The organism is Rhizobium sp. AN68 (genome assembly GCF_030758035.1).
Classification (GTDB): Bacteria; Pseudomonadota; Alphaproteobacteria; order Rhizobiales; family Rhizobiaceae; genus Agrobacterium; species Agrobacterium tumefaciens.
In genome coordinates this window covers 2,606,011-2,619,672 of sequence record NZ_JARWMI010000003.1, presented here as the reverse complement: position 1 = coordinate 2,619,672, position 13,662 = coordinate 2,606,011, and the positions used below count along the sequence as shown (strand labels likewise).

General features: G+C 58.8%; 13 protein-coding genes and 2 riboswitches. Of the genes, 9 read left to right on the top strand and 4 right to left on the bottom strand.

From position 1 onward, the window contains the following. Positions 1 to 7: 7 nt before the first annotated feature. Positions 8 to 922, bottom strand: a complete 915-nt coding sequence (locus RBH71_RS25750; protein WP_003516559.1) for a polyprenyl synthetase family protein — start codon at positions 920 to 922, stop codon at positions 8 to 10. A 135-nt stretch (positions 923 to 1,057) separates the two neighbouring features. Between RBH71_RS25750 and mtgA the strand changes: the two genes are divergently transcribed. Next, positions 1,058 to 1,804, top strand: coding sequence for a monofunctional biosynthetic peptidoglycan transglycosylase (gene mtgA, locus RBH71_RS25745; RefSeq protein WP_003516563.1), 747 nt, complete (start codon positions 1,058 to 1,060; stop codon positions 1,802 to 1,804). Between the two features lie 15 nt (positions 1,805 to 1,819). Here mtgA and RBH71_RS25740 read toward each other — a convergent pair whose 3' ends face one another. Then, positions 1,820 to 2,839 carry an aldose epimerase family protein gene (locus RBH71_RS25740; RefSeq protein WP_003516565.1) on the bottom strand — a complete coding sequence of 340 codons (1,020 nt, stop codon included), beginning with the start codon at positions 2,837 to 2,839 and terminating at the stop codon, positions 1,820 to 1,822. Positions 2,840 to 2,913: 74 nt separating this feature from the next. Next, a complete protein-coding gene (gene metA, locus RBH71_RS25735; protein WP_003516567.1) occupies positions 2,914 to 3,840 on the bottom strand; it encodes a homoserine O-acetyltransferase MetA in 927 nt (308 codons plus the stop codon). Positions 3,841 to 3,922: 82 nt separating this feature from the next. Continuing rightward, a riboswitch (SAM riboswitch) is annotated at positions 3,923 to 3,999 on the bottom strand. A 90-nt stretch (positions 4,000 to 4,089) separates the two neighbouring features. Here metA and RBH71_RS25730 point away from each other — a divergent pair. From RBH71_RS25730 to RBH71_RS25700, 7 genes are all read left to right on the top strand, one after another. Continuing rightward, entirely contained in the window at positions 4,090 to 4,743 is a 654-nt protein-coding gene (locus RBH71_RS25730; RefSeq protein ID WP_003516569.1) for a thiamine diphosphokinase, read from the top strand. Between the two features lie 4 nt (positions 4,744 to 4,747). After that, positions 4,748 to 6,574: an ABC-F family ATP-binding cassette domain-containing protein gene (locus tag RBH71_RS25725; protein ID WP_003516572.1), complete on the top strand. Its 1,827-nt coding sequence runs from the start codon at positions 4,748 to 4,750 to the stop codon at positions 6,572 to 6,574. 91 nt (positions 6,575 to 6,665) lie between these two features. After that, on the top strand, positions 6,666 to 7,058 hold the full coding sequence (locus tag RBH71_RS25720; protein WP_003516574.1) for a VOC family protein: 393 nt from the start codon (positions 6,666 to 6,668) through the stop codon (positions 7,056 to 7,058). A 45-nt stretch (positions 7,059 to 7,103) separates the two neighbouring features. After that, positions 7,104 to 7,214, top strand: a riboswitch (TPP riboswitch). Positions 7,215 to 7,252: 38 nt separating this feature from the next. Then, on the top strand, positions 7,253 to 8,266 hold the full coding sequence (gene thiB / locus RBH71_RS25715) for a thiamine ABC transporter substrate binding subunit (protein WP_003516576.1): 1,014 nt from the start codon (positions 7,253 to 7,255) through the stop codon (positions 8,264 to 8,266). A gap of 19 nt (positions 8,267 to 8,285) precedes the next feature. Beyond that, a complete protein-coding gene (gene thiP, locus RBH71_RS25710) occupies positions 8,286 to 9,911 on the top strand; it encodes a thiamine/thiamine pyrophosphate ABC transporter permease ThiP (RefSeq protein ID WP_003516578.1) in 1,626 nt (541 codons plus the stop codon). Then, positions 9,908 to 10,624, top strand: a complete 717-nt coding sequence (locus tag RBH71_RS25705) for a thiamine ABC transporter ATP-binding protein (protein ID WP_003516580.1) — start codon at positions 9,908 to 9,910, stop codon at positions 10,622 to 10,624. Before thiP ends, RBH71_RS25705 begins: the two co-directional genes overlap by 4 nt. Positions 10,625 to 10,931: 307 nt before the next feature. Beyond that, positions 10,932 to 12,392 carry a M48 family metalloprotease gene (locus tag RBH71_RS25700; protein WP_025594597.1) on the top strand — a complete coding sequence of 487 codons (1,461 nt, stop codon included), beginning with the start codon at positions 10,932 to 10,934 and terminating at the stop codon, positions 12,390 to 12,392. A 12-nt stretch (positions 12,393 to 12,404) separates the two neighbouring features. Here RBH71_RS25700 and RBH71_RS25695 read toward each other — a convergent pair whose 3' ends face one another. After that, on the bottom strand, positions 12,405 to 13,001 hold the full coding sequence (locus RBH71_RS25695; protein ID WP_035252406.1) for a TetR/AcrR family transcriptional regulator: 597 nt from the start codon (positions 12,999 to 13,001) through the stop codon (positions 12,405 to 12,407). Between the two features lie 97 nt (positions 13,002 to 13,098). Here RBH71_RS25695 and RBH71_RS25690 point away from each other — a divergent pair, with 97 nt between their 5' ends. Continuing rightward, entirely contained in the window at positions 13,099 to 13,605 is a 507-nt protein-coding gene (locus RBH71_RS25690) for a DinB family protein (protein ID WP_111802469.1), read from the top strand. Positions 13,606 to 13,662 lie beyond the last annotated feature (57 nt).

The following is a 13,662-nucleotide window of genomic DNA, read 5'->3' as shown; positions in this document are numbered from 1 at the left end:
AACCGGCTCAGCTTTTCCGTTCGGCGATGAATCTGGCGGCCGCGATGAGTATCGCGGCCTTTTCGCCGTAGGGGGCCAGAAGTTCGGAGGCTTCCGCCACCTGTTCCTGAAGCTTGAGGCGCGCCCAGTCTTCACCGCGTAGTGCCACCAGCGTTCCCTTGCCGCGTGCGGCATCCTTGCCGGTTGCCTTGCCCATGGTGGCGGCATCGGCGGTCAGATCCAGGAGATCGTCGGCAAGCTGGAAGGCAAGGCCGATCTTTTCACCGAAGAGGCGCAGTCTTTGTCTTTCGGAAACATCGCTGCCCGCGATGATCGCGCCTGCCTCGCAGGCGAAGCGAAGCAGCGCACCGGTTTTCATAGCCTGCAATGTAATAATGCCGGTCTCATCAGGTGCGTTCTTTTCCGCAGCCAGATCGAGCGCCTGACCGCCCGCCATGCCGCCGATGCCTGCGGCGCGGGCGAGCGAGAGCACGAGAGCCGCCTTGCGGTCTGCCTCAAGAGGATTTTCGTCCGATGCGACAATGTCGAAGGCGAGTGTCAGCAGGCTGTCGCCTGCGAGAATGGCGGTCGCCTCGTCGAATTTGCGGTGCACTGTCGGCTGGCCGCGGCGCAGGTCGTCGTCATCCATCGCTGGCAGATCGTCGTGCACCAGCGAGTAACAATGCAGGCATTCCAGCGCGGCACCGACATGATGGGCTGCTTCGGCATTTCCGCCGAGCAAGGCCGTGCTTTCTATGACCAGGAAGGGCCGCAGGCGTTTGCCGCCGTTCAGCACACCATGACGCATAGCGTCGAGCAGGTTTTGCGGGCGCGTAATCTCATCCGCACGCGCCTCTGCGGAAAGCAGGCGACCAAGCAGGGATTCGGTCTGTGCCGCGTTATCGCGCAGCTTCGTTTCGAAATTCGTCATCTGAGCGTCCATGCCGCGCTCTTTGGCATGGCGCGCGGGGCCAGGCAACCTTTTCGTGATTCCTGAGGTCAACTGTTTGACCGGACTCGCCTTGAAGGCGGCAATGGAATATGAAAGGCTTCGATTGGTGCGGGGCTTTGACGAATATTGAGCAGTACGCCTGAAAGCGACGCAGATTACGCCGTGCTGGCGGAAGACCGGAGCAGTCCGAAGGTGGATTTTCGCACGTTGGCAAAGCGTATCATCATGACCTTGCTGGCGTTGCTGATCCTGCCCTATCTGCTGATCCCGGTTTACGCCCTGCCTTTCATGCGGCCGGTCTCGACGCTGATGCTTGCCGATCTGGTGACACTTCAGGGTTATGACCGGCGCTGGGTGCCGCTCGAGGATATTTCGCCGCGCCTTGTGCAATCCGTCATGATGTCCGAGGACGGACAATTCTGTTTCCACGGCGGCGTTGACTGGAACCAGATGCAGTCCGTGGTCAACAATGCGCTCGAAGGCGCGTCCACCCGTGGCGCCAGCACCATTCCCATGCAGACGGCCAAGAACCTGTTCCTCTGGAACGGCCGCTCGTTCTTGCGCAAGGGGCTGGAGTTACCGCTGGCGATTGCTGCCGATTTCGTCTGGTCCAAAAAACGGATGATGGAGATTTATCTCAACGTTGCCGAATGGGGACCCGGCATTTACGGCATCGAGGCCGCAGCACAGCACCATTTCAAGGTACCGGCGGCAAAGCTCAGCTCCCGCCAAGCGGCACTGCTTGCCGTTTCTCTGCCCAATCCCATCGATCGCGTTGCCAGCAAGCCGGGGCGTGGTTTGCAACGGCTTGCCGGCCTTATCGAACGGCGTGCCCGAGCATCGGGCGGTTATGTGGGATGCGTGCTGGACTGAGCCCAGCCCGCCGCCTCAACCCTTCTTGAAAATATAGTCGGTTTCCTGACGCAGGGTCTCGCCGGGACGCAGGATCGCGTAGGGGAAATCGGGATGATTGACGGCATCCGGCCATATCTGCGTTTCCAGACAGAAACCGGCAAAGGGGCCATAATGGCGGCCATCGAGGCCCGGAACGGGAACATTCAGCTTGAAGGCTGAATAAAATTGCACGCCGGGTTCGGTGGTGTGAACCTCAAGGGCAATGTCGGAGGCGGGCGAATAGGCGCGGGCAACCTTGCGCTTGGCGCGACGCTCGGGCGAAAGGCAGAAATTATGGTCGTAGAGCACCTGCTCGCCATCCTCCGTTCGCCGCATCGGCGTCGGGTGGCGCAGGTCGAAGACGGTGCCTTCGACGGAGCGGATTTCGCCTGTCGGGATCTGTTTGTCGTTGGTTGGCAGATAAAAGTCAGCGGCGATGCTGATCTCATGTCCAAGTGCGGTATCAGCACCGTCGAGGTTGAAATAGGAATGCTGGCAGATATTGGCGATGGTCGGTTGGTCGGTCACCGTTTCATAGACCACCGAAAGCACGCCGCCGTCGCGGATCGTATAGGTCGCGGTCACCGTGCAATTGCCGGGATAACCGGCGCGGCCGTCGGGATCGATGATCTGCAGAACTGCATGGCTTTCGCCGTGTTCCATCAACATCCAGTTACGTTTGCCCATCCCGTCGCTGCCGCCATGCAGGTGGCTGACGCCTTTTTCGTTCAGTTCCAGCTGGTATTCGTGCCCGTCGATCGAGAATTTTCCGTCACCGATACGGTTGGCGTTGCGGCCGGGTGTGGCGCCGAAATAGGATGAATATTTGTAGTCCTCGAATGTATCGAAGCCGAGAACGAGCGGCGGCTGGTGCCCATCGAGGCGCAGGTCCTGAATGACGGCGCCCCAGGTGATAACCTTGGCCGTCAGCCCGCCCTTCGAGATGGTGACGCGCTCAACCTTTTCGCCGGTTGCCGTGAAACCGAAATTCTCCCGTGCCGCCGCGTCGCTCATTGCGTCATTCTCCCGATATCTTTGAATTGCCGGCGGACGTTGCGTCATTTTCCGGCAATTCGCAATCCCGCAATTTACGCCGCTAGTTTACCGATCGCTTCGAGATCGTAAGGTGTCGTCTGATATATCTCGTTGATCCAGTTGCCGAAAAACAGATGGGCATGGCTGCGCCAGCGGTTGAGCGGGGCAAGCTCCGGATCATTGTGCGGAAAATAATCATGCGGCAGCTTGATTGGAACGCCCGAGTTCACATCGCGGAAATATTCATCCGAAAGCGAGGTAGAATCATATTCGACGTGGTTGAACATATAGAGGCGGTTGCCCTCTTTTTCATGCACCAGACATACGCCCATTTCCTCTGACTCCATCAGGATTTCGAGTTCCGGGTGTTTTTCGATGTCGGCGCGGCGCACTTCCGTCCAGCGTGAGACCGGAACCTGAAAGTCGTCGGAAAAACCGTTGAGATATATCGACGAGGGGCAGAGATTGCGGTGACGATAGACACCGAAAGCCTTTTCCTTCAGTTCGTATTTCGGCACACCATGGAAATGGTAGATGGCGGCCATCGCGCCCCAGCAGACGTTCAGCGTCGAATGGACGTTGGTTTGTGTCCAGTCGAAAATCTTTTGCATCTCGTTCCAGTAGGTCACGTCTTCATAATCAAGCATCTCGATGGGCGCGCCTGTGATGATGAAACCGTCGAACTTGCGGTGGCGCACTTCCTCCCATGTCTCATAGAAGGACAGAAGGTGCTCTTCCGGCGTATTCTTGGCACGATGGCCGCCAATGCGGATCAGCGAAAACTCCACCTGCAGCGGCGATGCGCCGACGAGGCGCGCCATCTGCACTTCCGTCTTGATCTTGTTCGGCATGAGATTGAGAAGCCCGATCTGGAGCGGGCGGATATCCTGCCGGATGGCCGCCGTTTCTGTCATGACCCGCACGCCCTCATGAACGAGGGTGTCGAAGGCGGGAAGCGTATCGGGAATCTTGATCGGCATGTCGAACTCTCTTTTCGGATGACGTAAAGAACGTTGCGAAAACAAAAAAACCGGCAGCGAAATCGCAGCCGGTCCCAGGAAATTACCCTTTTCCTCGACCCTTTAGCGACTTCTTTAAAGTGGCTGCAAGCCGGTCGGCAAATCACCACTGAGGCGTTTCATAATCCCGAAGCCGACGAAAATCAATATCGGCTGATTTCATCGGGTTTCTGCCTTTCCATTTTTGCCTGAGGTGCGATAAGGCAGGGCATGGATAGAGAACGCTTCACCATTCTGCTTGGCGGCGATGTCACCGTTACCGACCGCCTCAAAGCGGCGGTTGAGGGTAGCCGTGTGATTGCGGCCGATGGCGGCATGCGCCATGCCGCACCGCTCGGGCTCACACCCGAGCTCTGGGTGGGGGATTTCGATTCCACCGACAAGGACCTGCTGGACGCCTGGCCCGATGTGGTGCGACAGCCCTATCCCGCTGCAAAGGCTGTGACCGATGGCGAAATTGCGGTGTCGGAGGCCCTTGCCCGCGGCGCGCGTTCTCTGGTGCTCGCCGGTGCGCTTGGTGGAGCGAGAAGCGACCACGCACTTCAGCACCTTCTTTACGCGGTGGCGCTTAGTGAGCGTGGTCTCAACGTTACGCTGACCTCCGGCGAAGAGGAGGCCCGCCCGCTGCTGGCGGGGTCGTTCGACCTTGATCTGCCACCCGGTGCGCTGTTTTCCGTTGTCGGGTTTACCGACCTTGTGGGGCTCGATATCGGCAATGTGCGTTATCCTCTCAAGGATTTCCCGCTTGCTTTCGGCTCTTCCCGCACTATTTCCAATGTCGCGAATGGCGGCCCTGTGCATTTCTCGCTGAAAAGCGGAAAAGCCATCGTGCTCGCCCGCCATTATGATCTGACCGGAGCCTGACGCCTTGGCACCCCCAATTTTGAAACTCGATGACATCAAGCTGACCTTCGGCGTGACCCCGCTGCTCGACGGCGCCAATCTTCAGGTGGAGCCGGGCGACCGCATCTGCCTTGTCGGACGCAACGGTTCGGGCAAGTCGACCCTGATGAAGATCGCCGCCGGTCTGGTCGAGGCGCAGTCGGGCGAGGTTTTCCGTCACCCCTCCGCCACCATCCGTTATCTGGAGCAGGCGCCGGATTTTGCCGGTTACGACACCGTGCAGGCCTATGCCGAGGCGGGGCTGGGACCTGGCGACGATCCCTATCGCGTTACCTATATTCTCGAGCATCTGGGCCTGACGGGACAGGAACATCCGGATAGCCTGTCCGGCGGCGAAGCGCGGCGTGCGGCCCTTGCCCGCGTCATGGCGCCTGAACCCGATATTCTGATGCTGGACGAGCCGACCAACCATCTGGACCTGCCCACCATCGAATGGCTTGAAGGCGAGTTGCAGCAGACGCGTAGCGCGCTGGTGCTGATCTCGCACGACAGGCGTTTTCTGGAAAAGGTTTCGACCTCGACCGTGTGGCTGGATCGCGGCCAGTCCCGTCGTCTCAATCGCGGTTTTGCGTATTTCGAGGAATGGCGCGACAAGGTGCTGGAAGAGGAAGAGCTGGAGCAGCACAAGCTCGGCAAGGCCATCGAGCGTGAAGAACACTGGATGCGTTACGGCGTGACCGCGAGACGCAAGCGCAACATGCGCCGCGTGGGCGAGCTTCAGGCAATGCGTGCGGACTATCGCGGCCACAAGGGACCGCAGGGGAGCGTGCAGGCGACGGCTGCGGAGGTGCGGGAATCCGGCAAACTGGTCATCGAGGCAGACGCAATCACCAAGTCTTACGGCGAGCGCGTGATCATCGCGCCGTTTTCGCTACGCGTGCATCGCGGTGATTGCATCGGTCTCGTCGGGCCGAACGGTGCCGGCAAGACAACGCTTTTGAAGATGCTGACCGGCCAGCTTCAGCCCGATAGCGGCACGGTAAAGCTCGGCACCAATCTGGAAATCGCGACGCTTGACCAGAAGCGTGAAGATCTCAATCCAAACGATACGCTCGCTCATTACCTCACCGACGGTCGCGGCGACAATTTGCTGGTCAATGGCGAGTTGAAACATGTGACGGGTTACATGAAGGACTTCCTGTTCCAGCCGGAACAGGCCCGCACGCCCATCCGCAACCTCTCCGGTGGTGAGCGCGCCCGTCTTATTCTTGCGCGCATTCTGGCGCGGCCTACCAACCTGCTGATCCTTGACGAGCCGACCAACGATCTCGATATCGAAACGCTCGATCTGTTGCAGGAAATCGTTGCGGGCTTTTCCGGCACGGTCATTCTCGTCAGCCACGACCGCGATTTCCTCGACCGTACCGTCACCTCCACAATCGCGCCCGCCAATCCGGACCAGCCGGATGGACGCTGGATCGAATATGCCGGCGGCTACTCGGACATGATGGCGCAACGCAAGGGTGCCGCAGAAGAAAAGCGCAAGGCGGAGAAGCAGGAAAAGGCAAAGACCGCCCCTTCCGCCTCCGCGTCGCAGGACCCCTCAAAGGCCAAGGGCAAGCTTTCCTTCAAGCAAAAATTTGCGCTCGAAAACCTTCCAAAGGAAATGGAGAAGGCGCAGGGCGAAATCGCCAAGCGTGAGCAGCGTATGGCCGATCCCAATCTGTTCACCAAGGACCCGGCTACCTTCAATACGCTGGCGCAGGAAATGACGAAGCTGCGCGAAAAGCTCGAAGCCATGGAAGAGGAATGGCTGGAGTTGGAGATGCTGCGCGAGGAAATTGAAGGGTGACTTGGTCGCGATTTCTTGACTGAGGTCTCATCCACCTTTGACAGGGAGGCGGAATTGCCGTTTCCTGTGCGGGTTCGGAGGAGTTCAGAAAATGCGCATGATCTTCGTCAATCTGCCGGTCAAGAATATCGAGACATCGAGAAGCTTCTTCACGGCTCTCGGTTTCACCTTCAATCCGGAATATTCGGATGACCGCACGCTCTGCATGATCGTTGAGGAGAACATCTTCGTGATGCTTCTTCAGGAGGAGCGTTTTCGCGATTTCATCAATGGCGATATCGCCGACGCCACACGCAGCACCGAGGTCCTGACCTGTCTCACAGCGGGAAGCCGTGAGGAAATCGACCGGATGATCGAAACGGCGCTCGCCTCGGGTGGCAGCAGCTGGAAACCGGTTCAGGATCACGGTTTCATGTATGCCGGTAGTTTTCAGGATCCCGACGGCCATGTCTGGGAACTGGTGCACATGGTGCAGCAGGCCTGACGGCAGCCATCTTGCCAATCAGAGACAGCGGGACTACATCATCATCTTGATCTAACGGGGTGTCTTTTGTGCTTGCGTGCAAAAGGCTGAGAGGCTTGCCAACCCGAAGAACCTGATCCGGTTCATACCGGCGGAGGGATTAGACGGCTTAAGGCAAGCGGCTATTTCCCTTTTCGTTTTTTGAGGAGATACCCGTGCGCCGTCGTCTTTTCCTGAATTCCCTCGTTGCCGTTTCGTTGTTTCTGCCCGGTCTTGCCACTGCTCAGGACAGACAGGAACTGACCGTCTACACCTATGAAAGCTTCGTTTCCGAATGGGGTCCCGGCCCCAAGGTGAAAGAGGCCTTCGAGAAAGTGTGCGATTGCACGGTCAATTTCGTCGGTGTGGCGGATGGCGTGGCGCTGCTCAACCGCCTGAAGCTTGAAGGGGCGGCGTCGAAGGCGGATGTCGTTGTTGGTCTCGACACCAATCTGGTCGCGGAAGCGAAACAGACCGGCCTCTTCGATATCAGCGGTATCGATGCATCGGCGGCCAAGGTGCCGGGCGGTTACAAGGACGACATTTTCGTCCCTTACGACTACGGTCATTTCGCCGTTGTCTATGACACGCAGACGATAAAAAATCCGCCGACGAGCCTGAAGGATCTGGTGGACGGCGATCCTTCACAGAAAATCGCCATTCAGGACCCGCGCACCTCCACGCCGGGGCTTGGCCTGCTGCTCTGGGTGAAGTCCGTTTACGGCGACAAGGCACCGGAAGCCTGGGCGAAGCTCCGGAAGCGCATTCTCACTGTTACGCCGGGCTGGTCGGAATCCTATGGCCTTTTCACCAAGGGTGAGGTGCCGATGGTGCTCTCCTACACCACGTCGCCTGCCTATCACATGGTCTCGGAAAAGACGGATCGCTATCAGGCCGCGGGTTTTTCCGAGGGGCATTACATCCAGATCGAGGTTTCCGGCCTTCTCAAAAACGCGCCGCACAAAGAACTGGCGAAGCAGTTCCTCGCTTTCACGCTCACATCAGGATTTCAGGATGCCATTCCGGAAAACAACTGGATGATGCCGGTCGCGGCAACGTCCACGCCCCTGCCCGAGGCATTTTCCAAACTCGTCGTACCGCAGAAGACCTTCCTGATGGACCCGGAAGAGGTGGCGAAGAACCGCAAGGCCTGGATCGACGAATGGCTTGCGGCCATGAGCATGAACTGAGCAAGAGGCACGCCCGCGCATGATGCTGCGTCGCGACTACAGATGGTCGATCATTGGCGGAACGGCGGCGTTTGCCGCCGTTTTCCTGTTCATGGCGCTTGCTGTATCAGCACTCCTGTCTTTCGATGCCGGCACATCCGCCACCGGAATCGTGGATGCCTACACGCTGCGCATCCTGCGCTTCACGCTCTATCAGGCAACGTTGTCCACTGTTCTTTCCATTGTTCTCGGCCTGCCGGTGGCGCTTGCGCTCTCCCGCAGACAGGATTTTCCGGGGCGGATTTGGATTATCAGGTTGATGGCTGTGCCGATGGGGCTGCCGGTCATCGTCGGCGCCTTCGGCATCATCACGATCTGGGGCAGGCAGGGTGTTTTGAATACTGCCCTTGTTTTTGCCGGTGCGGAGCAGCCCTTCAGTATTTACGGCCTTTCCGGCATTCTCATCGCCCATGTGTTTTTCAATCTGCCGCTTGCGGTGCGGCTGATGCTGGCCGGGCTGGAGCGGATTCCGGGCGAATATTGGCGGATGGCGGCAAGTCTTGGCATGGGGCCGGTTTCGGTTTTCCGCTTCATCGAGTGGCCGGCCGTCTCGCGGCTTGTTCCCGGTATTGCCGGGCTTGTCTTCATGCTGTGCGCCACCAGCTTCACGCTAGTGCTTCTGCTGGGCGGTGGACCGGCGGCGACGACACTTGAGGTCGCAATCTATCAGGCGCTGCGGTTTGATTTCGATCCGCAAAGGGCAATCGCGCTTTCGGTTTTGCAGATTGCAGTCACAGCAGTTCTGCTCGGCCTTCTTGCCTTTTTGCCATCGCCCGAGGCGGAAATTGCCTCGCTTGGCCGCCCTGTTCGCCGTTTCGACGGCAAGCGCGTTGGCGCGCGCCTGTGGGACGGAGCGGCAATCATTTTTGCGGTTCTGCTGGTCGGCCTGCCGCTTGTTGCCATAACCGTCTCGGGTTTGGGGGCCGATCTGCCGCGTCTTTTGTCAGCGCCGATCTTCCTGCGTGCGGCGGCGACCAGCCTTGCAATCGCTGCGCTCTCCGCAACTCTCGTCGTGCTCTGCTGCTTTGCGATTATCGGTGCGCGACAGGCCGTGGGCTCCAGACGGCACGCGGCTCAGCCCTTGCGCCTTTTGTCCGCCACGCTCGGGGCGGGGTCATCGCTGGTGCTGCTGGTGCCGCCCGTCGTGCTGGGAAGCGGGTGGTTCCTGTTGCTGCGGCCCTTTGGAGATGTCAGTTTTTATGCTCCCGTTCTCGTGGCGCTCATCAACATGCTGATGGCGTTGCCGCTTGCCATGCGGGTGCTGGAGCCAGCCTTCACCAGCCATTTTTTACGCACGTCCCGGCTCTCCGCCAGCCTTGGGCTTCAGGGACTGACGCGGCTGCGGTTCGCCGATCTGCCGGTACTGCGGCGGCCGCTGCTGATGGCGTTTTCCTTTGCCATGGCTCTGTCGCTCGGTGATCTCGGGGCGGTCGCCCTGTTCGGATCGGAAAATTTCGTCACGTTGCCATGGCTGGTCTATAGCAATATGGGCAGCTACCGCACCAATGATGCCGCCGGATACGCGTTCATCCTTGGCGTCGTCTGCCTGCTGCTTGCCGCGGGCGGCGTTTCACGGCAATCCCAATCAGCAAGGGCGAGCATATGACGGGTGACGAATTTGCCGTGGGGTTGGACAAGGTCAGACTGCGGCTCGGAACGCAGGATTTCGATCTCGATTGTATATTCCCGCAAGGCCAGATGACTGCCGTCGTCGGTGCATCCGGTTCTGGCAAGTCGACGCTCCTCAATCTCATCGCTGGTTTTGAATTGCCCGATTCCGGGCGCGTCCTGATCGGCGGGCGGGACATGAAGGCGCTCGATCCTTCCGAACGACCGGTCTCCTCGATCTTCCAGGATAATAATCTTTTCGCCCATCTCGATATCTTCACCAATGTCGCGCTCGGCATCAGCCCCGGGCTGAAGATGCGGGCGGAAGACAGGCAGAGGATCGACGTGGCGCTCGCACGCGTTGGTCTTGCGGGTTTTGACAAACGTTTGCCGGGCACGCTTTCCGGCGGGGAAAGGCAAAGGGCGGCGCTGGCGCGTGCGCTGGTCCGGAAAAAACCGGTCATGCTGCTGGACGAGCCTTTCGCGGCGCTAGATCCGGGGCTGCGGGCGGGCATGACCTCCCTGCTTCTCGACTTGCATGCCGAAACAAAAAATACGGCGATTATTGTTACGCACCATCCAGACGACATAAAAAAGCTGGCGCAGCGGGTGGTTTTTCTTGATCGTGGCCGCGTTGTCTATGCTGGCTCGACCACAGATTTCTTCGCCACACAAAATGTGAAGGCGGTCGACAGTTTTCTGAACGGCTGATCGCCTTATTTTCGACGCGTGCCGCTGGCAATCGCTTTAGATAACTTCAATGGCGTTAATTTGCACTTGCCAGTTTCAAGTCGTTGCCCGAGAAAAGACGAGAATTATTGCGTTCTTCAGGAATATTCCGGACTTGATGGATCGTTTTTACCGTTTCGACATTCATGGCTCGTTGGGGCGAATCTGTTATTCTGGTCTGCAATTAACGGATGATCAGGAACGTTAGGGGCAGGCATAGAGAATGAGAAATAGCATGACTGCGCAGTGGAGGCTTTTCTCCCGTTCAGGCCTTCGCCGTTCGGGCAGGATGGCTGCCGTGTGTTCCGTGCTGACGGCGTCTGCCGTATTCCTGTCATCGTGTCAGTCTCTCTTCAGCCCGGCCTACCAGTCCACCTTGCGACCTTCGGACAATCCGCAGACCGTGGAAGAGGTGCAGAAGAACGATCCCCGTGCGCAGATGGGCGCGCGCGAACATCCGCGTATTGTGGCGAGTTATGGTGGCGAATATCGTGATGCCAAGACGGAGCGGCTTGTCGCCCGTATCGCCGGCGCGCTGACGGCTGTTTCGGAAAATCCGCAGCAATCCTATCGCATCACCATCCTCAACTCGCCTGCTATCAACGCTTTTGCGCTGCCGGGTGGGTATCTTTACGTGACGCGCGGGCTTCTGGCTCTCGCCAACGATGCCTCGGAAGTGGCCGCCGTGCTTTCGCATGAGATGGGCCACGTTACCGCAAACCACGGCATCGAGCGCCAGCGCCGGGAAGAGGCGGAGGTGATTGCAAGCCGCGTGGTCGCCGAGGTTCTGTCGAGCGATCTCGCCGGCAAGCAGGCGCTTGCGCGCGGCAAGCTGCGGCTTGCGGCTTTTTCGCGCCAGCAGGAATTGCAGGCGGACGTGATTGGCGTGCGCATGTTGGGTGAGGCCGGCTACGACCCCTTCGCATCGCCGCGGTTTCTGGATTCCATGGCAGCCTATGCGCGTTTCTCCTCGGCTGATCCCGAAAATGACCAGAGCCTCGACTTTCTTTCCAGCCACCCAAACACGCCGCAGCGCATCGAGCTTGCACGCCGGCATGCCCGCGCCTTCGGTCAGGACGGTCAGGTCGGGGATCGTGGTCGCGACTGGTTTCTGGATGGCATAGACGGCCTGCTTTACGGCGACAGCCCGCAGGAGGGTTATGTCCGGGGCCAGACCTTCCTGCACGGAACGCTCGGTATCCGTTTCGATGTGCCGGAAGGTTTCGTCATCGACAACAAGGTGGAGGCCGTTCTTGCGACGGGGCCGGGCGATGTGGCGATCCGTTTCGACGGCGTGGCCGATCCGAAACAGACCACTCTTGCCAATTACCTTACCAGCGGCTGGGTTGCCGGCCTGATGCCGGAAACCGTGAAGGAAACGCAGATCAACGGTCTGGAGGCCGCGACAGCCCGTGCGACGGCGGACAAATGGGACTTTGACGTTACCGTCATCCGTGTCGGTCAGCAGATATTCCGCTTCCTGACGGCCGTGCCGAAGGGTAACACGCAGCTCGATTCCATCGCCAACGTGTTGCGCACGAGTTTCCGCAAGATGACGCCGCAGGAGATCGCATCGTTGAAACCTCTGCGCGTGCGCGTGGTGACGGTCAAGCCCGGTGAAACCGTGGCAACGATTGCCGCAAGGATGATGGGGACCGACCGCAAGCTCGACATGTTCCGCATGATGAATGCGATGAGCGCCACCGCCACGCTTCAGCCCGGCCAGCGGGTGAAGATCATTGCGGAGTAATTTGGCGGTCTCTCAGTTGCTGGTTTCCCGGCACAGATAAGCCTCAACGAGTGCGATCATTTCCCGTTTGATTTTGGGTGACTGCAATTGCCCACGTCGGGCGGCGTTGTGAATGATGCCGTCGATGGCGTCGGACACGATCAGTGCCATAGTCCCGCTTTCCGCCCTTGAGCCGGCCGTCATATGGGCATCAAGCGCTTCCGAATAAAGACCGAGATATTGTTTTTCGAAAGCGCTGTTGGGATCGTTCATTCCCTCATGGCTGGGTGCGTCATCCAGAAGGACCTTGTGAAGGCCGGGATGGATGCTGTGGACCACAATCATGCCGGTTACAAGTTCCTCCACGAATTGCGGGAGGGCGTTCCGCTGCTCGGCCACTCTTTTCATGACGACCAGACAGTCCTTGAGGTGGCGATGGCGCACTGCCTCCACAATCGAAATCTTGTCGGGGAAGTACTGGTACAACGAGCCGATGCTGACGCCGGCGGTTTCGGCGACCCTGTTGGTGGTGAAACCCGCCCATCCATGATCGCTCAAAATGCGAGCAGCTGCGTGGACGACGGCATCTACCGTGGCCTTCGAACGCTCCTGACGCGGCTCTTTGCGCATCGTGGTCTTGCGTTTGGCAATGCGAGTAGACAAGGCAGCCTCCATGACGAAAATATAAACATAGTGCTCACATTTTCCGGATGTAAAGGATATTGCCGTGAAAGATTTACTCAGGAGTTTGCTCGGCTATCACGCATGGGCGAACAGGGATTTGTTCGAGAAGCTGCAACAACTCGATCCCGGCCAAAACGCATCCGAACGGCATACCGCAATTCGGCTCATCAATCACTACTACGTGGTCGCAAGGATTTTTTCGGGCCATCTCACCGGAACGGCGCACGGCTTTCTCTCCGACAATACCGAGGCAACGCCGCAGCTGGATGATCTTGCGAAGGAGGTCGCGGCTCTGGATGGCTGGTATCTCGACTACATCGAGAAAACATCGCCGGAATCGCTTGGCGAATTTGTCGCTTTCACCTTTACGGACGGTGACAAAGGCTACATGTCCCGGGCCGAAATGGTTTCACATATGATCCTGCATGCAGGTATTCATCGAGGTGAGGTTGCGCGTATTTTGAGCCAGCTCTCCATCACGCCGCCCTGGGATACTTTTGCCGTTTTCCTGCACGGAACGCAGCCGCAACGGCGTTTGCAAGGCCTGTAATGCAAAAGCCACCCGCCCCGGTGCGGGGCAGGTGGCTTCCATAAAAGCGTGGCTTCA